Origin of the sequence: Brevundimonas sp., from assembly GCF_016742135.1 — a bacterium.
Classification (GTDB): domain Bacteria; phylum Pseudomonadota; class Alphaproteobacteria; order Caulobacterales; family Caulobacteraceae; genus Brevundimonas.
Genome location: NZ_JACVCG010000005.1, coordinates 205,091 through 225,085, shown reverse-complemented (window position 1 = coordinate 225,085; position 19,995 = coordinate 205,091). Strand labels below are relative to the sequence as shown.

Genomic DNA, 19,995 nt, shown 5'->3' with positions numbered 1-19,995 from the left:
GCGCCCCATGACCCCAGCTGCCGCCGACACCTATGACACCCTGGCGATCGAACGCCACGACGACGGTTATGCGGTGGTGACGCTGAACCGGCCCGAGGCGCTGAATGCGCTCAACTCGGCCCTGTTTCGCGATCTGGCGGCCTTTCTGGATGCGGTCGAGCACGACGACACTGTCCGCTGTCTGATCCTGACCGGCTCGGGCGACAAGGCGTTCGCCGCGGGTGCCGACATCAAGGAGATGGCCGACCAGACCTATGCCCAGATGTATACAGCCAACTTCTTTGCCTTGGGCCATGACCGGATCACCCGTTTCCGCAAGCCGATCATCGCGGCGGTCAATGGCTTTGCCCTGGGCGGCGGGTGCGAGCTGGCCATGCTGTGCGATTTCATCGTGGCCTCGGACAAGGCGAAGTTCGGCCAGCCCGAGATCAATCTGGGGGTGGCCCCCGGCATCGGTGGTTCGCAGCGCCTGACCCGGCTGGTCGGCAAGTCCAAGGCCATGGACATGGTGCTGACCGCCCGCATGATGGACGCGGAGGAAGCCGAGCGCGCGGGTCTGGCCAGCAGGGTCTTCCCTCACGACACCCTGCTGGACGAGGTCCGCAAGATCGCCGCCCGCATCGCCGCCCAGAGCCCGCTGGCGGTCATGGCCAACAAGGAGATGGTCAATGCCGCGCTGGAGACGACCCTGACCCAGGGCGTCCAGTTCGAACGCCGCCTGTTCCACAGCCTGTTCGCCTTCGAGGACCAGAAGGAAGGCATGTCGGCCTTTGTCGAGAAGCGGAAGCCGACGTTCAGGGGGCGTTAGAGCGGCCGATCAGGGAAAACAGCGTTCACAATTGCCCCTGAACATCTTACACAAGCCTGACAGTAGCTTGCGGGGGACGACTTGGCACACACTACCGTATCCTGGCCCGTGCCACCGCTGTTCGAGGCGGACTGGCGCGAAGCGCCCGATCCGCTGGCTGCGGACCTTCGGCGACATCTCGTTCTGAGCCCCGTGTTTCTGCCGCAGACCATGGTCGGCGGACGTATGGTGCAGTTTCGCATGACGTTGCTGCCCTTCTGGCCCGGATGGGCCGCCTGTGAGGTTTTGATCACCGGCACCGGCGAAGGGGATCAGGTGGTGGGCTTCCTGTACGGCCCCTTTGGCGCCGAATTGCTGGATGGCCGGTCGGACATCATCCACGACATCAACGACCGCCGGGGAATCCAACTGCAGACCGAGGCCCAGCGCGAGGCCTATCTGCGCTTCTTCACCAGCGCGGTGCGGGGGGATGAGGGGGCCTTCTTCCTGGTTGAGAGCGATGATCGTCTGGCCGAGCTGACGGGCGGAGAGCCGCGCGGCGCGGGCAAGGGGCTGGGGCACCCGATCCGGTCACGCCCCGGGGACGGCGACACCAGCCTGCACGACGCGGTGGTCCTGTATGGTGCCGCCCTGTTCCGCTCGACCTTTTCCGTCCTGCGAAACGGCCTGGTCACGATGGAAGAGGACCAGGTCGTCATGGAGGATCATCCAGGGCCAGGCTTTATCTTTGACGGTGCCCACCGTCGGCCCGTGACCGGCCAGGGAGACGCCCGATGACCTCTCATGCCGCGACGGATTTTCCGGGGGGGCAGGCCCCCCTGAAGCTGCCCGACAGCCTGCCGGGCGAGGGCGTTCTGGTCGGATGGTCGCTTGAACGCAATCATCGCCGCCAGCCGATCGGCTTCAGCTTTGGCGTTCAGCAGCCCCGGGCTGCGGGCAATGTCGTCGATCCGATCCTGCTGGAGGGCGAAGGCCATCTGATCACCGTGGCTCCGACCGGCGCGGGCAAGGGCGTGGGCTGTATCGTGCCCGCCCTGCTGCGGTACCCGGGCTCGGTCATCGTAGTGGACCCCAAGGGCGAGAACGCCGCCATCACCGCCCGACGCCGGCGTGAGATGGGCCATGAGGTCGTGGTGCTGGATCCCATGGGCCTGACGGGTCTTGAGGCCGCACGGTTCAACCCCCTGGACCTGATCGATCCCGAAAGCCCGACCGGAGTGGATGATGCCCACACCCTGGTCAACCAGCTACTGCGGGCTTCAGGTTCATCGAAGGACCTGTTCTGGGAAAGCCGCGCTCGCCAGTTGCTGGTGGGGGTGGTCCTGTATGTGCTGACCGACCTGCCGAAGTCCGAGCATACGCTGGCCCGGGTCCGCACCCTTGTGAACGAGGCTGCCGGCTCCCCGCAAGCCGTGATGCACATGCTGTCCGGATCGCGCCACCCCGAAGCGCGGGCGACGGCCGACCTTATGTCCATCGGGGCGGCCGAGACCCTGGGCGGCATCGTCGCCTTTGCCCAGGAGGGCGTGGACTTTATCCGCGGGCCGCTGATCGCCGAGGCGACCGGGGAGTCCACCTTTTCGCTGGACGGCGTGATCCGGGGCGACCCGCTGTCGATCTTCATCGTTTTGCCGCCACACATGCTGATCTCGCACGGGCGGCTGTTGCGGCTGTGGGTCGGGACGCTGATGACGGCCATTATGCGCCGGCGTGCCCGCCCGGCCCGTTCAACCCTGTTCGTCCTTGACGAGGCCGCGCAACTGGGCCCGTTTGACGAACTGCGGAAGGCCGTGACCCTGCTGCGCGGATATGGGCTGCAGACGTGGAGCTTCTGGCAGGACGTGTCGCAGTTGCAGCTGCTGTATCCCAATGACTGGCGCACCATGGTCAACAACAGCAAGGTGGTGCAGTGCTTTGGGGCCAATACCATGCTGGCGGCCTCGGACATGGCGGCAATCGTGGGGGCTGGAAGCGGCGGCTTCGTGCTGGATCTCGAGGCGGACGAGATGCTGCTGCAGATCGCGGGCGACGAGGCGGTCGTGGCCAAGCTGCCAAACTATCGTACCGATCCGGCCTTTCAGGGCATGTTCGACGAGAACCCCTATTATGACGCCGACCGGGATCCCGTGGGGCCGCCGCGCACGCCGCTGACCGAGTACATTCGCCCCGCCCGACCCGCCCCCCGGGCGCGTTTCGAGGCTCCCGTGCCCGCGGATGTGGCTCTTTCGGGTCGGATCGTGCAGTGGCTGGAGACCGGGCACGATCCCGGACCGGACTCGCGTTGACCCCCGCGCTCTGTTCCGCTATAGCCGCGCGCTCTTGAGATTTCTGCGCCGTGGATCGGTTCCGCGGCGCTTTCCGTTCAAAGGTTCTGACTGATGGCCAACAACCCCGGTGCCAAGAAGGCGATCCGCAAGATCGCGGCGCGTACCGAAGTGAACAAGGCGCGCCGCACGCGCGTCCGCACCTTCCTGCGCAAGTTCCAGGAAGCCGTGACGGCCGGTGACGCGACCGCCGCCAAGAGCGCCTTCGTCGAGGCCCAGTCCGAGGTGATGCGCGCCGTGTCCAAGGGCGTGGTTCACAAGAATACGGGCTCGCGCAAGGTGTCGCGTCTGGCCGCCCAGCTGAAGAAAATTTCTGCAGCCTGACGACGGCCGCTTCGGCGGCACCCGGACGGCCCTTCATGCGGCTGTCATATGAAAAGCCATGAATTTCAACGGCGAGACGGGGGTTCCTGTCTCGCCGTTTGCATGTCCGCAGATAACCGTTCGCAATGAATTCTGTGCTCGCCCGGGTGGCGAAATCGGCAAATTCTCAAGCCGGAAATGGCTTTAGCGGAGTCAACAAATTTAACTGCGTTTCGGGTCGCGAATCAGCGTTGACGCTCCCGGTCGCGGGAGTAGTTTGGACCTCCATCGCACTTCCATCCCAACACGGATGAAGGCGGCGCGGAACGCGATTTCGTGTCGGCGGGAGATGTCTGTTCGAGTGCCTGACCAGGCCTGAAAAGCGCACGCTTTTCAGGGACGTCAGGGCTGTCCCCGGGGTCTGGGGCGCACTCGGGGCGGAGGGGCGATGCAGGAGAGTGGGACACGGGATGCAGGGTGGCACAATGATGGCGCGCGAGACGACGACGATGACCGATCCGGACCGGATCTGGACCGAGGCGGCCGTTCGGCTGCGCTCGGAAATCGGCGACGGACCGTTCAGCTCCTATATCGCGCCCTCGGCGGTGCGGATGGATAGCGCAGGTCAGCTGATCCTGGTCACGCCCACCGCCTATGCCCGCGACTGGGTGCGCAAGAATGTGCTGCGCCGCGTCAATGAGCTGTGGCTGGGTCTGGACGGCCTGTCGCGCAGGCTGGAGGTCCGGTGCCGGGCCGAAATGGGCTCGGTGCCGCCGGCTTCGGCGGTTCAGGGCGCGCCTGCCGCCACCGCGCCCTCGGCCGGATTCCAGCCCATGCCGGCCCCGACGGTCGGTCCCGTGGCCGACGGTCCGCGGGCGGTGCGCGCGGCTGGACTTCAGGACCGCCTGACCTTCGACGGCTTTGTCGAGGGGCACGGCAATGCCTTTGCCCTGGCCATTGCCAAACAGGTCGCGGCCTGGGCCGACGGCCATTTCAATCCGGTGTTCCTGTGCGGGCCCTATGGCTTCGGCAAGACCCACCTGTTGAACGCCATCGCCTGGGAGGCCCAGCGTCTGCGGCCCGAGGCCCGGGTCGTCTATCTGACGGCCGAGCGCTTCCTGTCGACCTTCGTCAAGGCCATGCAGGACCGCCAGACCGCCGCCTTCAAGGACAGTCTGCGCAATGCCGACATGCTGCTGATCGACGATGTGCAATTCGTCGGCGGCAAGACCTCGACCCAGGAGGAACTGCTGTCGACCCTGACCACCCTGATCCAGGATGGGCGCCGGGTGGTGCTGTCGGCCGACCGGCCGCCGCTGGCCTTGGCCGAAATCGAGCCGCGTCTGCGCGGACACATGGCCTCGGGCCTGACCTGTCCCATCGAGCCGGGCGACCGGGCGCTGAAGCTGGCCGTGGCCCGCAACCGTCTGGAGGCCCTGTCGCGTCTCGGCGTGGTCGACGGCGTGATCGGCGATGCCGTGCTGGAGCATCTGGTGGACCGGACGCCGGGGTCGATGCGCGAACTGGAAGGCGCGGTGACCACCCTGGCCGCCGTGTCCGGCGGGCGGCTGTCGGCCCTGACGGTCGAGGATACGCAAAAGCTGCTGGGCGCGGCCCTGCGCGGCGGGCCCGAGCGCCGCATCACCGTCGACGAGATCCAGAAGACGGTATCCGAGCATTTCAATCTGAAGCAGGCCGATCTGCTGAGCGAGCGGCGCACCCGTTCGGTCGCCCGGCCGCGCCAGATCGCCATGTATCTGTGCAAGCAGCATACGACGCGCTCCTACCCTGACATCGGGCGGCGCTTCGGCGGGCGGGATCACACCACCGTGCTGCACGGGGTGCGCAAGATCGACAGCCTGCTGGCCACGGACGAGCAGATCGCCCGCGACGTCGAGGCCCTGACCCGCAAGCTGCGCGGCTAGAAACGCGCGCCCCGCCGGTCCATCCACATCCTTATCCACACCCGGGGCCGGGGTGGCCGGGGCGTCGGGGGCTGATGTTCAAGCCCTTTCTTGCTCTGGCCGCGCGATACGCTAGTGTCCAAGGCCCTTCATACTCGCGGTGACGGTTGAGTCGCCGCGTCCGGGCGAGACGACATGCAGCTGACCATCGAACGATCCGCGCTCCTTCGGGCTCTCAGCCACGTCCAGAGCGTAGTCGAACGCCGCAACACCATTCCGATCCTGGCCAATGTGCTGCTCAGCGCAGGCCGCGACCGGCTGTCGTTCTCGGCCACCGATCTCGACATGGAAATGGTCGATGAGGCCGAGGCCGTCGTCCAGGTCGAGGGGCAGATCACCGCCCCTGCCCACACCCTGTATGAAATCGCCCGCAAACTGCCCGAAGGGGCCGAGGTGTCGCTGGTCTATTCGGGCGATGATCCGCGCCTGACGGTTCAGGCGGGGCGGTCGAAATTCAATCTGCCGGTGCTTCCGGCGGGCGACTTCCCGGTCATGTCGACCGAGGCGGGCGGGTCGCGTTATTCGCTGGCCAAGGAAGACCTGATCCGGCTGATCGACAAGACCCGGTTCGCGGTCTCGACCGAGGAAACCCGCTATTATCTGAACGGCCTGTACCTGCACACCGTGGCCGAGGAGGGCGTGCCCCTGCTGCGCACCGTGGCGACCGACGGCCACCGTCTGGCGCTGGCCGAGACCCCGGCCCCCGAAGGCGCCGCCGGCAGCCCCGGCGTGATCGTGCCGCGTAAGACCATCGATCAGGTTCGCCGCCTGCTGGATGACGGCTCGGGCGCGGTCGAGGTGATCGTCTCGCCGCAGAAGATCCGCTTCGAATTCGGCCAGGCGGCCCTGACCTCCAAGGTCATCGACGGCGCCTTTCCCGACTATGTGCGCGTCATTCCCCGCGGGAACGATAAACAGGCCGACATCGACCGCGCCGTCTTTGCCGCCGCCGTCGACCGGGTGGCCACCATCTCGGCCGAAAAGAGCCGCAGCGTGAAGCTGGCCTTCGAGCTGGACCGCGTGACCCTGACGGTCCGCAACATGGAGGCCGGGCAGGGCGTCGAAGAGGTCGAGATCGGCTATTCCGAAGAGCCGTTCGAGATCGGCTTCAACGCCCGCTATCTGCTGGATGTCTGCGGCCAGATCACCGGAGAGACCGCCGCCTTCAAATTCGCCGACCCGGCCAGCCCGACCCTGGTCCTCGATCCGGGCGATCCGGGCGTCCAGTATGTGCTGATGCCGCTGAGGGTGTGATCGCGTGGTCAGGGTCGCCCTGATCGCCGTTTCCGGACTGGTCGCCTGCGCCTCAACGCCCGATCCGCGCGTCGAAGCCCCGTCGGCAATCACTGCGACCACCTTGATCGACGGGCGCTGTGATGCCCTTTTTATCGACGGCGTGGGGGATCTGTCGGGCGCGTGCACAGGACTGATGCGGATCGACGACCACGCCGATGGCGGGGCAACTGTCACCTTCATCGCCGGCTCGGCCACTGTCGCCTTCAGCGGTTCCGGACGCACAGCCGCTGTACCTGGCGGCCCCGACTATCTGTTGGTCGACCGGGTCATCCTCACGCGCCCGGGCCACCCGCCGGTCGTTTGGCGCGGCGAGGGCAGCTGCGGGCGCTCGGGCGGCCCGGGACCGCAGACGGTCCGATGCGTCATTCTCGGCGGCGGAACGGCCGAGTTCACCACAGCCGGAACCGCCCCGCGCCGGATGCCATCCTGACCCTGTCGCGATGGCGTCGGGGTCCGCGGCTCGCTAAACTGCGCCCTTGATCACCACCCTCACCCTCACTGATTTCCGTTCGTACGGGACCGCGCGGCTGGAGCCGGGGGCGGGGCCTGTGGTGCTGTATGGGCCGAACGGGGCGGGCAAGACCAATCTGCTGGAGGCGCTGAGCCTGCTGACGCCCGGCAAGGGCCTTCGCGGGGCGACGGCGGCCGAGATGGGGCGGCGAGAGCCGGGCGAGGCCTCGGGGCGGCCCTGGGCCGTGGCGGTCGAGCTGGACGACGAAACCCGGCTGGGCACCGGCGTGCCGGGGGCGGGTGCTGTGCGGCGCATCGTGCGGATCAATGGCGAGACGGCCCAGCCCGGGCGGCTGCTGGAGTATCTCAGGCCCGTGTGGGCGACGCCGGAGCAGGACCGGCTGTTTTCCGACGCGCGGGCCGACCGGCTGCGGTTTTTTGACCGGCTGGTGTTTGCCGCCGTGCCCGACCATGCAGCTGCGGTCGCCGCCTATGACAAGGCCCTGCGCGAGCGGCTGCGCCTGTTGCTGCAGGCCGCCGAGGGGGGTGAGGCCGACCCCCTGTGGCTGGACGCGCTGGAGGCCCGGCTGGCCGAGGCGGGCGCGCGTATGGCCGGGGCCCGGGTGGCGGCCCTGTCGGAGCTGCAGGAGGCGATCGACGCCCGGGCGGGAAGGCCCTTCCCGCAAGCCGATCTGGGTCTGGCCGGCGAGGCCGAGCGGCGCAGTGGGGCTGGCGAGGCGGCTGAGGCAGTCGAGGGCTTCCTGCGCGACGGTTTCCGCGCCGCCCGGTCGCGGGATGGCGCCGCGGGACGCTCGCTGTTCGGCCCCCACCGGACCGACCTGACGGCGCTGCACCGCGAGAAGAACCGCCCGGCCGCCGAGGGCTCTTCGGGCGAGCAGAAGGCGCTGGTGCTGAACCTGATCCTCGCCCAGATCACCCGGCTGGCGGATCAGACGGCGCGGCCTCTATTGCTGCTGGACGAGGCCCCGGCCCACCTCGACGCCGACCGGCGCGCCGCCCTGTTCGACGAGATCGAGGCCCTGGGGCGGGAGCGGGGCCTGCAGGCCTTCCTGACCGGCACGGAACGCGTCCTGTTCGAGGGTCTGGAGGGGCGTGGCCTGTTCGTACGCGTGTCCGGAGGCGCCTTGGTCGCAGAGTGAATTCAGGGGTGGGCTCCAGCCCCCTTTTCCTCGCAATTCCCGCCGAATTTCCTATATATTTAGCCGGTTCGATACGGGGCAGATTCGTCTGGCCGACCGTCCGTGTCCGCTCCTGTTTTCCAGGCCCGCCAGACGGGCGTCTTACCGACTGACTTCATGACCGACCCGACTGCCGACATGCCCGAATACGGCGCCGATTCCATCAAGGTTCTCAAAGGGCTGGACGCTGTTCGCAAGCGCCCCGGCATGTATATCGGTGACACCGATGACGGCTCGGGCCTGCACCACATGGTCTATGAAGTAGTGGACAATGCCATCGACGAGGCCCTGGCCGGGCACGCCGATCTGGTCCAGGTCATCCTGAACGCCGACGGATCGGTCACGGTGACCGACAACGGTCGGGGCATTCCGACCGACATCCACGAGGGCGAGGGCGTTTCGGCGGCCGAGGTCATCATGACCCAGCTGCACGCCGGCGGTAAGTTCGACCAGAACTCCTACAAGGTCTCGGGCGGCCTTCACGGCGTGGGCGTGTCGGTGGTCAACGCCCTGTCAGACTGGCTGCAGCTCAAAATCTATCGCAACGGCAAGGCGCATGAGATGCGCTTCGAGCGCGGCGATACGGTCAGGCCGCTGGTGGTCACCGGTGACGCCCCGATCCGCGAGGATACGGGCAAACCCCTGACCGGCACCGAGGTGACCTTCTATCCGTCGGTCACGACCTTTTCGCACATCGATTTCGACCTGAAGACGCTGGAGCATCGGCTGCGCGAGCTGGCCTTCCTCAACTCGGGCGTGGTCATCAAGCTGGCCGACCGACGCCACGCCGAGCCGATCGAGATCCTGCTGCACTATGAGGGCGGGGTCGAGGCCTTCGTCCGCCATCTGGACAAGTCGAAATCGCCCCTGCTCAACGATGTGATCGTCATCCGGGGCCGGAAGGAGGGCATCGAGCTGGACCTCGCCCTGTGGTGGAACGACAGCTACCACGAGACCATGCTGTGCTTCACCAACAACATCCCCCAGCGGGATGGAGGTACCCACCTGTCGGCCTTCCGCGCCAGCCTGACCCGCGTCATGGGCGCCTATATCGAAAGCTCGGGCCTGGCGAAGAAGGAAAAGGTCTCGGTCTCGGGTGAGGATGCCCGCGAGGGCCTGACCTGCGTCTTGTCGGTCAAGGTGCCCGATCCGAAATTCTCGAGCCAGACCAAGGACAAGCTGGTCTCGTCCGAGGTGCGTCCGGCCGTCGAGGGGCTTTGTTCCGAAGGGCTTTCGACCTGGTTCGAGGAACACCCGGTCGAGGCCAGGCTGATCGTCGCCAAGATCGTCGAGGCGGCGGCGGCCCGTGAAGCGGCGCGGAAGGCCCGCGACCTGACCCGGCGCAAGTCGGCGCTGGAAATCTCCAGCCTGCCCGGCAAGCTGGCCGACTGTCAGGAACGCGACCCGGCCAAGTCCGAACTGTTCATCGTCGAGGGGGATTCCGCCGGCGGCTCGGCCAAACAGGCGCGCAACCGCGAGAACCAGGCCGTCCTGCCCCTGCGCGGCAAGATCCTGAACGTCGAGCGCGCCCGCTTTGACCGCATGCTGTCGTCGGACCTGATCGGCACGCTGATCCTGGCGCTGGGCACGGGCATCGGGCGCGACGACTTCAACGCCGACAAGCTGCGCTATCACAAGATCATCCTGATGGCCGACGCCGACGTGGACGGCGCCCACATCCGGACCCTGCTGCTGACCTTCTTCTATCGCCAGATGCCCGAGTTGATCGAGCGCGGCCACGTCTTCATCGCCCAGCCGCCGCTATACAAGGTGACCAAGGGCAAGCAGAGCCGCTATCTGAAGGATCAGTCCGAAATGGACGCCTATCTGATCGAGGAGGGCGTCAGCGAGGCCACGCTCGATCTGGCCGACGGCGAACGTCGCGCCGGCATGGATCTGCAGGGGCTGACGCGCGAGGCCAAGGCCTTCAAGGCGGGGGTCGATCGGCTCGCGCAACGCGCCCCCGCCTTCGCCATCGAACAGGCGGCGCTGGCCGGACTGTTCGATGAGAATGCGACGGTGGATCAGGCTCTGCTGGACCGGGTTTCGGCCGGGCTGGACCGCTATGCCGAGGAAGGCGACGGACCCTGGAGCGGTACGCCGGGGGATCAGGGGGCCGTGGTCTTCAACCGCGTGCGTCGCGCCGTGGCCGAGACCATTGTGCTGGAGGAGGCGCTGATCCGCTCGCTGGACGCGCGCCGTCTGGGCGACCGCACCCATGCCTTTGACGGGGTCTTCGACGTGCCCGCCACCTTCCGCAGGAAGGAGCGCTCGGCGACCGTCCGGGGCCCGCTGGACCTGCTGTCGATCGTGCTGGAATCGGGCCGCAAGGGTCTGGCGATCCAACGCTACAAGGGCCTCGGCGAAATGAACCCGGACCAGCTGTGGGAGACCACTCTGGACGCCAATGCCCGCACCTTGCTGAAGGTTCAGGTCAACCAGGCCGACGAGGCCGATGATCTGTTCGCCAAGCTGATGGGCGATGTGGTCGAACCGCGCCGCGAGTTCATCCAGGAAAACGCCCTGGACGCCGCCGTCGACGTCTAGATCGGCGCTGCTCCGGCGTCCGAGGCTGCCACCGCCCTGATCTGGTCCGCGAGGGCTTCGATCAGGGGTTGCAAGGTGCCAGGCCCAACCCCGGCCCGGGCCGTTTCAGCGAGATGGGCGGCGGCCTCGGATACGCCGGTGAAGCCGAGGCTGCCTGCGGTGCCGGCTATCCGGTGCGTCAGGGCCGCCAATGACGGCGCGCTCGGCCGCGTCCGATCCGGCCGAACCGCGGACCTTAATCAGGACCAGATCAACAGCGTCCTGAAACCCCAGAAAGTAGCCCTGTGAGTATGACCAAGTTTCGAATCGTCGAAACCCGCTTCGAGCAAGAGGCGCGTCGACCGGGTGGGAAGAAGGCGTCGGAGGCGCTGCTGGAGGCCCATGCCAACCTGACGACCCTGGCTTCGAAGACCCTGCCCCGCTTTCACGAAGGGCTTCAGACCCTTCGGAGCCTTGCCGGTAACGGGGCGGACCGTCCGTCCGACGACGCCCTGCGCCAGATCTATGACGTCGCGGACCGGCTCATCGGGTATTGCCTGAAGGTGAACCGGCCCGGTCTGGACCAGGTGCTCCTCCGCACGGCCGGCCTCAGCGACGCCGTGCGGCAGAGCGATCTGTGGCTACCCGGCACCTTCGCGCCGCTGATCGAGACCTTTCAGCTGACGCTGGACGGCTCGCTGGACCTGGCCCAGGTGTCGACCCTGATCGCCAATATCGATCTGTGCATCGAGCGCTATCAACGGGCCGCAGTCCCGGCTTGAGCCTTAACGAGTCTGGCCGATGAAGGCGGTTACGCTCGGATAGGACCCCTGGGCGGAGCGCTTCTCGTTGCAGACGACTTCGTAGAGGAAGCCATAGTTGGTGCCCTCATTGACCGTGTCCCACTCCTCGACGGTTTCCTCATAGCGGTCGGTCAGCTGGCCGGTGCCGTCATAGGTGTCGGTGGACAGGAAGCGGATTTCGCGGCTGCCACAGCGGAAGGTGAAGGTGTCGATCTCGTGACTGAAATCGCTGCCGGTCAGCGGCACGCGGGCCACCCGGACCCGGGTGCCTGCCTCGGTCGGCACGATCTGGGCGGCGTCGGCCAGATAGGCCGTGGTGGCGCTGCGCGAAAAAGGGTGCCAGTCGCTGACCGGCGCCGTTGAAATCGGAGGGTCCTGGTCGAAAGCGGGTATCAGGCCCATGGCCAGGGCAGTCAGGATCGAAGTCAGCATCGGTGTCTCCCCCAAGAAGATCCGGTGACAGAAGAGGCCGATCACGCAAATTTGGCAAGAGCCGCCCGATCCGCCTCATCCGGGCCGCGTTCCTGATGAGGATGACCCTCATGATCTCCCTGCTTGCCCTGACTGGTCTGATGTTCGCGCTGGCGACGCCTTCGTCGTCCGAGCCCGCTCCACCCTCGACACCCGCATCGGTGCCCGCGCGGGTCGGACCTGCCGCCGAGACGCCCGGTCGGTCGGCGGCGATGCCCGCCCCCCAGGCGCGCTTCACCTCGAACCGCATCGTGGTCGAGGTTCGGGATCCGCCGGGTGCAGCCGGACGGTCCGCCCCCGATGTCATCCTGATTCCGGGCCTGGCTTCGACCGCCCTTGTCTGGGAGCCCGTGGCCGAGCAGCTCAGCCGGACCCACCGCGTGCATCTGGTGTCGGTGCGCGGCTTTGGCGAGCTGGCGGCGGGCGGTAATGGACAGGGTCTGGTCGCGGGTCCGGTGGCGGAAGAGGTCGGCCGCTACATCCGTACCCGGGGCCTGCGCGATCCTGCCGTCATCGGCCACTCCATGGGAGGCCAGATCGCGCTTCGGCTGGCCTCGACGCCCGGCGTCACCCTCGGTAGGGTGATGATCGTCGACGCGGCCCCCTTCTTTCCGTCGTTGCTCGATGATCGGGCCACGGGGCGGGATCTGGAGCCGATCGCCGCCGTCGCCTATCAGGCCGTGCTGTTCCTCGGAGACGAAGCCCTCGCCCGCCAGCCCTGGGCACAGGGTATGGGATCGACGGCCGGCGCGCTCGACTCCTGGGTTGGCTGGCAGGGCGGTGACTCCCGCGTGCTGGCGCAGAGCCTCTATGAGGTCATGACCGTCGACCTGCGCCCCAATCTGGCGCGCATCGATGTGCCGGTGACCGTGGTCTATGGCTGGAGCCGCCGCGAGGACTCCCCCCGCTACAGGCTGCAGTCTTCCTGGCAACAGGCGTATCGCGGCGCGCGGAACCCCGTGCGTCTGGTGCCGATCGAGGGTGCCGAGCATATGGTGATGATGGATCAGCCCGCGCGCTTCATGGCGGCGGTCGATGAGTTTCTGGGCAACCGCTAGGGGTCCAACACGGGTCAGCCGGGCTCAGGCCGCCTCGGCATCCCGCGTCCGGGCCAGAACCTCCAGCACGGCCCGGCCATAGGTAGTGAGCTTCGACTTGCCGATCCCCGGCACGGCCGACAGGGCGGCCAGACTGGCGGGGTGCGCCTCGGCCAGGACCAGCAGGGTGCGGTCCTGAAAGATGACATAGGGCGGCACGCCCTGGGCATGGGCCACCTCGCGTCGCCAGGCACGCAGGGCTTCGAACCGCTCGCGCGCCCCGGCGGGCAGGCGCGCCAGAAGGTCGGTAGCCGGGGCCCGCTTGCCGGCGGATCGCGCCGCCTGGGGGGCTTCCCGCCGCAGCCGCACCTCATGCGCACCGCGATAGACGGCCCGCACAGCCTCCAGGTCGCCCAGCCCGATCAGGGGGCGCCCGTCGTTCGGGTCCTCGATCAGCAGGCCCTCGAACACCAGATGATCCAGCACGCGTCGCCATTCGCTGACGGGCAGGTCGCGCCCGATGCCCCAGGTCGACAGGCCCTGACCCGGTCCCTCGCCATCCTTCTGGCGTCCGGTCAGGTGGTCGATCACCCGGCCCCGACCATAGCGGCCTTCCAGCCGGTGCACGGCGGCCAGCGCCTTCTGCGCCTCGGTGGTCATGGCCACCTGCTCGGGCGGGCTGCGGCACAGGTCGCAGACACCGCAGGGCTCTGCGCCCTCTTCCCCGAAATAGTGGCGCACCGCCTGCGGCCGACAGGTCGCGCCGTCCAGCATGGCATACAGCTGCCAGACCTTGCGGCGCTGGGCGGCCATGACCTCGGGGTCCAGCACGCCGCCGTCCAGCCGCTTCAGCGACCAGGCCACATCGGCCGAGCCGTAAAGGGTGATGCCCTCGGCCGGATCGCCGTCGCGGCCCGCGCGTCCGACCTTCTGCCAATAGGCCTCGAGCGAGCCGGGCGGGTCGGCGAGCAGGACATAGCGGACGTCCGGCTTGTCGACCCCCATGCCGAAGGCGATGGTCGCCACCATCACCCCCTGATCGGCCTCGAGGAAGCGGGTCAGCCGCTCGTGGCGCTCGCGCGTCTCAAGGCCGGCGTGGTAGGCAACCGCATCATGGCCTGCCGCCGAAAGCGCTTCGGCCAGCCGCTCGCAGCCCTTCCTCGACCCGCAATAGACGACGCCCGAAACGCCCCGCCGGGCCTCGACCAGTTCGACCACCTGGACCTCGGTCTTCGCCTGCCCGCCTGCCTTGGGCAGGGCCGACAGGCGCAGGTTCGGCCGGGCGAAGCTGTCGACGAACACCTCGGCCGCGCCGATGTTCAGGGACTGCAGGATGTCGGCGCGGGTCCGGGCATCGGCGGTGGCCGTCAGGGCCACGGTCGGCACACGGGGAAAGCGCGCCTTCAGCCGCCCCAGATTGCGATAATCGGGGCGGAAGTCATGGCCCCATTGCGAGACGCAGTGCGCCTCGTCGACGGCGATCAGCGAGAGGTCCAGCTCGGCCAGCCGGTCCAGCAGCCAGGCCGAGGCCAGGCCCTCCGGTGAGACGTAGAGCAGCTTGATCTCGCCCGCCCGGATGCGCGTCCAGAGGGCGGCACGCGCCTCGGAATCGAGCGAGGAATCCAGTCGCGCGGCGGGCACGCCCAGCTGGTCCAGTGCGGCGACCTGATCGCTCATCAGGGCGATGAGGGGCGAGACCACCAGCGTCAGGCCGGGCCGCATCAGGGCGGGGATCTGGTAGCACAGGCTCTTGCCGCCGCCGGTCGGCAGCACCGCCAGAACGTCACGCCCCTCCAGCACGGCCGTGATCACTGGCGCCTGAAGACCGCGAAAGTCGTCATGGCCCCAGATACGCTGCAGCAGGGCGCGGGCGTCCGGAAGGCTCCGGCTGGCGGACGAATCACAGGCCATGCCCGCTTCTGCCGGATGGGGCCGGATGTGTCACCCGTGCCCGCCGCGACAATTGTCGCTATAGGCCGCCTTATGAACAGCCTGATCTATGGTCGCCCGCCCCTCATCTTTGATCCGCCCACCGATGCCGTACAGGTCTCGCCGCGCCATCCGGGCGCCGAGGTGCTGGAAGACCTGACACCCGAGAGTTTCGATCACGCCGTGGTCCATGCGCCGGCCGGGGCCGTCGAGCGGCGCTATACGTTGGCCCTGGTTCTGCGCGCGCTGAAGCCGGGCGGCCGGATCGATGCCATGGCGCTCAAGACCCGGGGCGGCACCCGCCTGGCGAAGGAGCTGGAGGGCTTCGGCATCGCCAGCGAGGTCGTATCCAAGGCCCATTTCAAACGCTGTCTTGGCGTCCGCCCCGCCACCCTGACCGGCTTCGAGGCCGCGATCGCCGAGGGCGCCCTGCGTCAGGACCCGGAGTCCGGCATCTGGACCCAGCCAGGCCTGTTCGCCTGGGACCGGGTCGATCCGGGCACGGCCCTGCTGATCCGTCATCTGGGCACGCTGAAGGGCCGGGGGGCCGACTTCGGCTGTGGCTTTGGCGCGCTGGGGCAGGCCGTGCTGGCGCAGGAAGCGGTCACCGACCTCGCCCTGATCGATCTGGACCGCCGCGCGGTCGAGGCGGCACGGCGCAACCTCACCGACCCGCGCGCCCGGCATATGTGGGCGGATGTGCGCACGCTCGACAGCCTGACCGATCTGGACTTTGTCGTCGCCAACCCGCCCTTCCACGACGGCGGGGCCGAGGACCGGGCGCTGGGTCAGGCCTTCATCGACCGGGCCGCGAAGTCGCTGCGGACCGGCGGCACCCTGTGGATGGTCGCCAACCGGCACCTGCCCTATGAGGCCGGGCTGAAGTCGGCCTTCAAGGCCGTCCGCGCGGTCGTCGAGGGCGACGGCTACAAGATCATCGAGGCGAAGAAGTGAAAACCCCGACCGCCCGCGTCGACCGCCTGCTGTCCTCGCTGGGCTATGGCTCGCGCACCGAAATGGCGCGGATGGCCAGGGCAGGCGGCATTGTGCTGGACGGTGCGGACGTGACCGATGTGTCGAAACGCATTGCCCTCGCGCCCGACCTGCCGTCGCGGATGGAGATCGACGGCGAACCGCTCGACCCCCTGCCGGGGCTGGTGATGATGATGCACAAGCCGCTGGGCATGACCTGTTCGCACAAGGAGGACGGCGCCCTGGTGTTCGACCTGCTGCCCGGACGCTGGCGCAGGCGCGACCCGGCCATCTCGACCGTCGGCCGGCTGGACAAGGCGACCACCGGCCTGCTGCTGCTCACTGACGACGGGGTCCTGCTGCACCGGATCATCAGCCCCAAACGCCATGTGGCCAAGGTTTACCGCGCCACCCTGGCCCGGCCTCTGGAGGGAGGTGAGGCTGCCCTGTTCGCTTCGGGCGAACTGGTGCTGGAGGGCGAGGACAAGCCCCTGTCGCCCGCCATCCTCGAGGTCATCACCCCGACCGAGGCGACCCTGACGGTCACCGAAGGCCGCTATCATCAGGTGCGGCGCATGTTCGCCGCCGTCGGCAATCACGTTGAGGCCCTGCATCGCGAGCGGGTCGGGGCCCTGACCCTGCCCGACGACCTGCCACCCGGCGAATGGCGGCTTCTGTCGCCGGAAGAGGTCGATCTGATATTTCGGTGACGCCGCCGGAACCGCGAGGCCTCTGGGGCTCTATCGCTCCGCCACGGGGGACAGTCGATGAGCGGTGCCACACAGAAGCGGGATCTCAGGACCGGCCGATCGGTCTGGGCCGACAGCCATGGCCTCGGCGTGCCGGTACGCCCGCTGACCGAGGCGATCTCGGTCGATATCGCCATCATCGGCGCGGGCATCAGCGGTGCCTTCATGGCCCGCGAGTTCGGCCGCGATCATTCGGTGGCCGTGCTGGATCGACGCCCTCCGCTGATGGGATCGACCATCGCCTCGACGGCCTTGCTGCAATGGGAGATCGACCTGCCGCTGACGGCGCTGGCGGACCGGATCGGCATGCCGGATGCGCGACGGGCCTGGCTGCGGTCCCGCGCGGCGGTCGACGCCCTGAAACAGATCGTGGCGGACGAGGGCATCCGCTGCGGCCTCGAGGACAGGGACACCCTCTATCTGGCGGGCGATGAATACGGCCGCCGGGCGCTGGAGGCCGAGGCCGAGGCCCGGGCGGCCATCGGGCTGGACAGCACCTTCCTCGGCCCGGCCGACCTGCGCGAGCGGTTCGGCATCGAGCGGACGGGCGCCATCCTGTCGACCGGTTCGGCCAGCGCCGATCCTGCGCAACTGGCGGCCAGCCTGTTGCGGCGCGCGCAGGCGGACGGGGCGGTCGTGTATTCTCCGGTCGAAGTTCTGCAGGTCGCCTCCGACCCCGATGGCGTGACCCTGCTGACCGAAGGGGGCCACGCCGTGCGCGCCCGCCATGTCGTGTTCTGCTGTGGCTATGAGTTTCCGGACGGAGTGCCGACCCCGGGGGCCAAGGTCATCTCGACCTGGGCGCTGGCAACGAAGGAGCGCACGCCCTGTCCCGTCTGGCTGCGCGACATGCTGGTCTGGGAAGCGTCCGACCCCTACCTCTATTTCCGCATGGCCAGCGACGGGCGGCTGATCGTCGGCGGTGAGGACGAGGACGCGCCCGGCGCGCATGAGGACCCGGACAAGCTGAAGCGCAAATGCGAAATGATCCGCGAGAAGCTTTTGCGCCTGCTGCCCGATCTGGAATTCGAGGTCGACTACAGCTGGGCCGGGGCGTTCGGCGAGAGCGCCACCGGCCTGCCCTCCATCGGCCCCGTGCCCGACATGGCGCACGCCTGGGCCGTCATGGGCTTTGGCGGCAATGGCATCACCTATTCGGTGATCGCCAGCCAGGTGGTGTCGGCCGCGATCCGGGGCCGTGCCGATCCCGACGCCGACCTCTATCAGGCTTGACCGTCCGCTCCGGCGGGTTCACCTGACCGCCATGACCCTGGCCAAGATCTGCGGGCTGACGACGCCTGAAACCCTGATCGTCGCTGTCGAGGCCGGCGCGGCCTTCGTCGGTCTGGTGGCGTTTGAGAAGAGCCCGCGCCACCTCGCGCCCGAGGCCGCCCGCGGCCTGCTGGAGCAGACCGAAATGGTCGAGACCCGCCGGGCGAAGGTGGTGGTGGTGACGGTCGATCCGGACGACGCCCTGCTGGACGCTCTGACCCGCCATGTGGCGCCCGATTTCATCCAGCTGCACGGCCATGAGACGCGCGAGCGAGCCGCGGCGGTCCGGGCGCGAACCGGGGCGGGGATCATCAAATGCCTGCCGGTTTCCGGTCCGGATGACCTGACGTCCGTGGCCGACTGGGCCGGGGTGGCCGATCATCTGATGTTCGACGCCCGCACCCCGGCCGACGCCACCCTGCCCGGCGGCATGGGGCTGAGCTTTGACTGGGCCCTGCTGCAGGGGCTGGACCTGCCACGCCCGTGGTTCCTCGCGGGGGGGCTCAACCCCGCCAATGTGGCCCAGGCGGTGCGGCTGTCGGGCGCACACATGGTCGATGTGTCCTCTGGCGTCGAGCGCGCGCCGGGTGTTAAGGAACCGGCCCTCATGCGCGCCTTCCTTGAGGCCGTAGGTACCCTCCCCGGGAAACAGTCATCGTGAACGCTTCGCTTTCCAACGCCTATGCCTGGCCCGACGCCGAGGGCCGGTTCGGTCCGTTCGGCGGCCGGTTCGTCGCCGAGACCCTGATGCCCGCCATCCACGAGCTGGAGGCGGCCTGGGATGCCGCGCGCGCCGACCCGTCGTTCCAGGCCGAGCTGGATGACTTCCTGACCCACTATGTCGGGCGACCCAGCCCCCTCTATTTCGCCGAGCGGCTGACCGAGCACCACGGCGGCGCCAACATCTGGTTCAAGCGCGACGAGCTGAATCACACCGGCGCGCACAAGATCAACAACTGCATGGGCCAGATCCTGCTGGCCCGCCGCATGGGCAAGACCCGCATCATCGCCGAGACCGGCGCCGGCCAGCATGGCGTGGCGACCGCCACCGTCTGTGCCCGCTTCGGCCTGCCCTGCGTCGTCTATATGGGGGCTGCCGACATCGAGCGTCAGGCGCCGAACGTCTTCCGCATGAAGCTGCTGGGGGCCGAGGTGCGGCCCGTCACCAATGGCCGCGCGACGCTGAAGGAGGCCATGAACGAGGCCATGCGCGACTGGGTCTCGAACGTCGGTGACACCTTCTACATCATCGGCACGGCGGCGGGTCCGCACCCCTATCCGGCCATGGTTCGCGACTTCCAGAGCGTGATCGGCCGCGAGGCGAGGGAACAGATGCTGGCCCGCACCGGTCGCCTGCCCGACGCCTGTGTGGCGGCCATCGGCGGCGGCTCCAATGCGATTGGCCTGTTCCACCCCTTCATCGACGACGAGGGCGTGCGTTTGATCGGGATCGAGGCCGCCGGTCTGGGGCTGGAGGGGAATTCCCACGCCGCCAGTCTGCAGGGCGGCCGCCCGGGCGTGCTGCACGGCAACCGCACCTATCTGTTGCAGGACGACGACGGCCAGATCCTCGAGGGCCACTCCATCTCGGCGGGCCTCGACTATCCGGGCATCGGGCCCGAGCACGCCTGGTTGCATCAGACCGGCCGCGCCGAATACCGCGCCACCACCGACGCCGAGGCACTGGACGCCTTCCAGCTGTGCTCGAAGCTGGAGGGCATCATCCCGGCCTTGGAGCCCAGCCACGCGCTCGCCCGCGTCGGCGAGATCGCGAACGAGGTCGGCAAGGGCGGCAATGTCGTGCTCAACCTGTGCGGTCGCGGCGACAAGGACATCTTCTCGGTCGCGAAGCATCTGGGGGTGGAGCTGTGACCGGCCTTCGATCCTCCCCT

Annotated in this window: 19 protein-coding genes; 16 read left to right on the top strand and 3 right to left on the bottom strand. The window is 68.2% G+C overall.

The annotated features are described in order from the left end of the window. Window positions 1-7 precede the first annotated feature (7 nt). The 9 genes from IBJ06_RS12100 (at window position 8) to gyrB (ending at window position 10,891) form a co-directional block, all read left to right on the top strand. Window positions 8-808: an enoyl-CoA hydratase-related protein gene (locus IBJ06_RS12100; RefSeq protein ID WP_292160671.1), complete on the top strand. Its 801-nt coding sequence runs from the start codon at window positions 8-10 to the stop codon at window positions 806-808. An 81-nt stretch (window positions 809-889) separates the two neighbouring features. Further along, window positions 890-1,585 (top strand): hypothetical protein, encoded by a 696-nt coding sequence (locus IBJ06_RS12095; protein ID WP_292160668.1) that lies wholly within the window; start codon window positions 890-892, stop codon window positions 1,583-1,585. After that, window positions 1,582-3,093: a type IV secretory system conjugative DNA transfer family protein gene (locus IBJ06_RS12090; RefSeq protein ID WP_292160665.1), complete on the top strand. Its 1,512-nt coding sequence runs from the start codon at window positions 1,582-1,584 to the stop codon at window positions 3,091-3,093. The genes IBJ06_RS12095 and IBJ06_RS12090 overlap by 4 nt, the downstream gene beginning before the upstream one ends. 93 nt (window positions 3,094-3,186) lie before the next feature. Next, on the top strand, window positions 3,187-3,456 hold the full coding sequence (gene rpsT, locus IBJ06_RS12085; RefSeq protein WP_292160662.1) for a 30S ribosomal protein S20: 270 nt from the start codon (window positions 3,187-3,189) through the stop codon (window positions 3,454-3,456). Window positions 3,457-3,905: 449 nt separating this feature from the next. Beyond that, on the top strand, window positions 3,906-5,360 hold the full coding sequence (dnaA, locus tag IBJ06_RS12080; RefSeq protein WP_292160660.1) for a chromosomal replication initiator protein DnaA: 1,455 nt from the start codon (window positions 3,906-3,908) through the stop codon (window positions 5,358-5,360). 174 nt (window positions 5,361-5,534) lie between these two features. Next, the gene (gene dnaN / locus IBJ06_RS12075) at window positions 5,535-6,653 is read left to right on the top strand and encodes a DNA polymerase III subunit beta (RefSeq protein WP_292160658.1); all 1,119 of its coding nucleotides are present in this window, start codon (window positions 5,535-5,537) and stop codon (window positions 6,651-6,653) included. 4 nt (window positions 6,654-6,657) lie between these two features. After that, a complete protein-coding gene (locus IBJ06_RS12070) occupies window positions 6,658-7,125 on the top strand; it encodes a hypothetical protein (RefSeq protein ID WP_292160656.1) in 468 nt (155 codons plus the stop codon). A 46-nt stretch (window positions 7,126-7,171) separates the two neighbouring features. Further along, window positions 7,172-8,305, top strand: a complete 1,134-nt coding sequence (gene recF / locus IBJ06_RS12065) for a DNA replication/repair protein RecF (protein WP_292160654.1) — start codon at window positions 7,172-7,174, stop codon at window positions 8,303-8,305. Between the two features lie 156 nt (window positions 8,306-8,461). Continuing rightward, window positions 8,462-10,891 carry a DNA topoisomerase (ATP-hydrolyzing) subunit B gene (gene gyrB, locus IBJ06_RS12060; RefSeq protein ID WP_292160652.1) on the top strand — a complete coding sequence of 810 codons (2,430 nt, stop codon included), beginning with the start codon at window positions 8,462-8,464 and terminating at the stop codon, window positions 10,889-10,891. Here gyrB and IBJ06_RS13325 read toward each other — a convergent pair. Next, window positions 10,888-11,082 carry a hypothetical protein gene (locus IBJ06_RS13325; protein WP_365812665.1) on the bottom strand — a complete coding sequence of 65 codons (195 nt, stop codon included), beginning with the start codon at window positions 11,080-11,082 and terminating at the stop codon, window positions 10,888-10,890. The two genes, gyrB and IBJ06_RS13325, sit on opposite strands and share 4 nt — an antisense overlap. 99 nt (window positions 11,083-11,181) lie before the next feature. Between IBJ06_RS13325 and IBJ06_RS12055 the strand changes: the two genes are divergently transcribed. Continuing rightward, on the top strand, window positions 11,182-11,652 hold the full coding sequence (locus IBJ06_RS12055; protein ID WP_292160650.1) for a hypothetical protein: 471 nt from the start codon (window positions 11,182-11,184) through the stop codon (window positions 11,650-11,652). A 3-nt stretch (window positions 11,653-11,655) separates the two neighbouring features. Here the strand turns inward: IBJ06_RS12055 and IBJ06_RS12050 are convergent, their stop codons facing one another. Continuing rightward, window positions 11,656-12,105 (bottom strand): surface-adhesin E family protein, encoded by a 450-nt coding sequence (locus IBJ06_RS12050; protein WP_292160648.1) that lies wholly within the window; start codon window positions 12,103-12,105, stop codon window positions 11,656-11,658. 110 nt (window positions 12,106-12,215) lie between these two features. Between IBJ06_RS12050 and IBJ06_RS12045 the strand changes: the two genes are divergently transcribed. After that, window positions 12,216-13,202: an alpha/beta hydrolase gene (locus tag IBJ06_RS12045; protein ID WP_292160645.1), complete on the top strand. Its 987-nt coding sequence runs from the start codon at window positions 12,216-12,218 to the stop codon at window positions 13,200-13,202. A 24-nt stretch (window positions 13,203-13,226) separates the two neighbouring features. Here IBJ06_RS12045 and recQ read toward each other — a convergent pair whose 3' ends face one another. Beyond that, on the bottom strand, window positions 13,227-15,092 hold the full coding sequence (gene recQ / locus IBJ06_RS12040; RefSeq protein ID WP_292160643.1) for a DNA helicase RecQ: 1,866 nt from the start codon (window positions 15,090-15,092) through the stop codon (window positions 13,227-13,229). Between the two features lie 72 nt (window positions 15,093-15,164). Between recQ and IBJ06_RS12035 the strand changes: the two genes are divergently transcribed. From IBJ06_RS12035 to trpB, 5 genes are read left to right on the top strand one after another with little or no spacing between them, the layout of a single operon-like run. Then, window positions 15,165-16,064: a class I SAM-dependent methyltransferase gene (locus IBJ06_RS12035; RefSeq protein WP_292160641.1), complete on the top strand. Its 900-nt coding sequence runs from the start codon at window positions 15,165-15,167 to the stop codon at window positions 16,062-16,064. Next, on the top strand, window positions 16,061-16,792 hold the full coding sequence (locus tag IBJ06_RS12030) for a 16S rRNA pseudouridine(516) synthase (protein WP_292160639.1): 732 nt from the start codon (window positions 16,061-16,063) through the stop codon (window positions 16,790-16,792). Before IBJ06_RS12035 ends, IBJ06_RS12030 begins: the two co-directional genes overlap by 4 nt. A gap of 57 nt (window positions 16,793-16,849) precedes the next feature. Next, window positions 16,850-18,064, top strand: a complete 1,215-nt coding sequence (locus IBJ06_RS12025; protein ID WP_292160637.1) for an FAD-dependent oxidoreductase — start codon at window positions 16,850-16,852, stop codon at window positions 18,062-18,064. A gap of 31 nt (window positions 18,065-18,095) precedes the next feature. Beyond that, window positions 18,096-18,764 (top strand): phosphoribosylanthranilate isomerase, encoded by a 669-nt coding sequence (locus IBJ06_RS12020; RefSeq protein ID WP_292160636.1) that lies wholly within the window; start codon window positions 18,096-18,098, stop codon window positions 18,762-18,764. Continuing rightward, window positions 18,761-19,975 carry a tryptophan synthase subunit beta gene (trpB, locus tag IBJ06_RS12015; protein ID WP_292160634.1) on the top strand — a complete coding sequence of 405 codons (1,215 nt, stop codon included), beginning with the start codon at window positions 18,761-18,763 and terminating at the stop codon, window positions 19,973-19,975. The genes IBJ06_RS12020 and trpB overlap by 4 nt, the downstream gene beginning before the upstream one ends. Window positions 19,976-19,995: the final 20 nt, after the last annotated feature.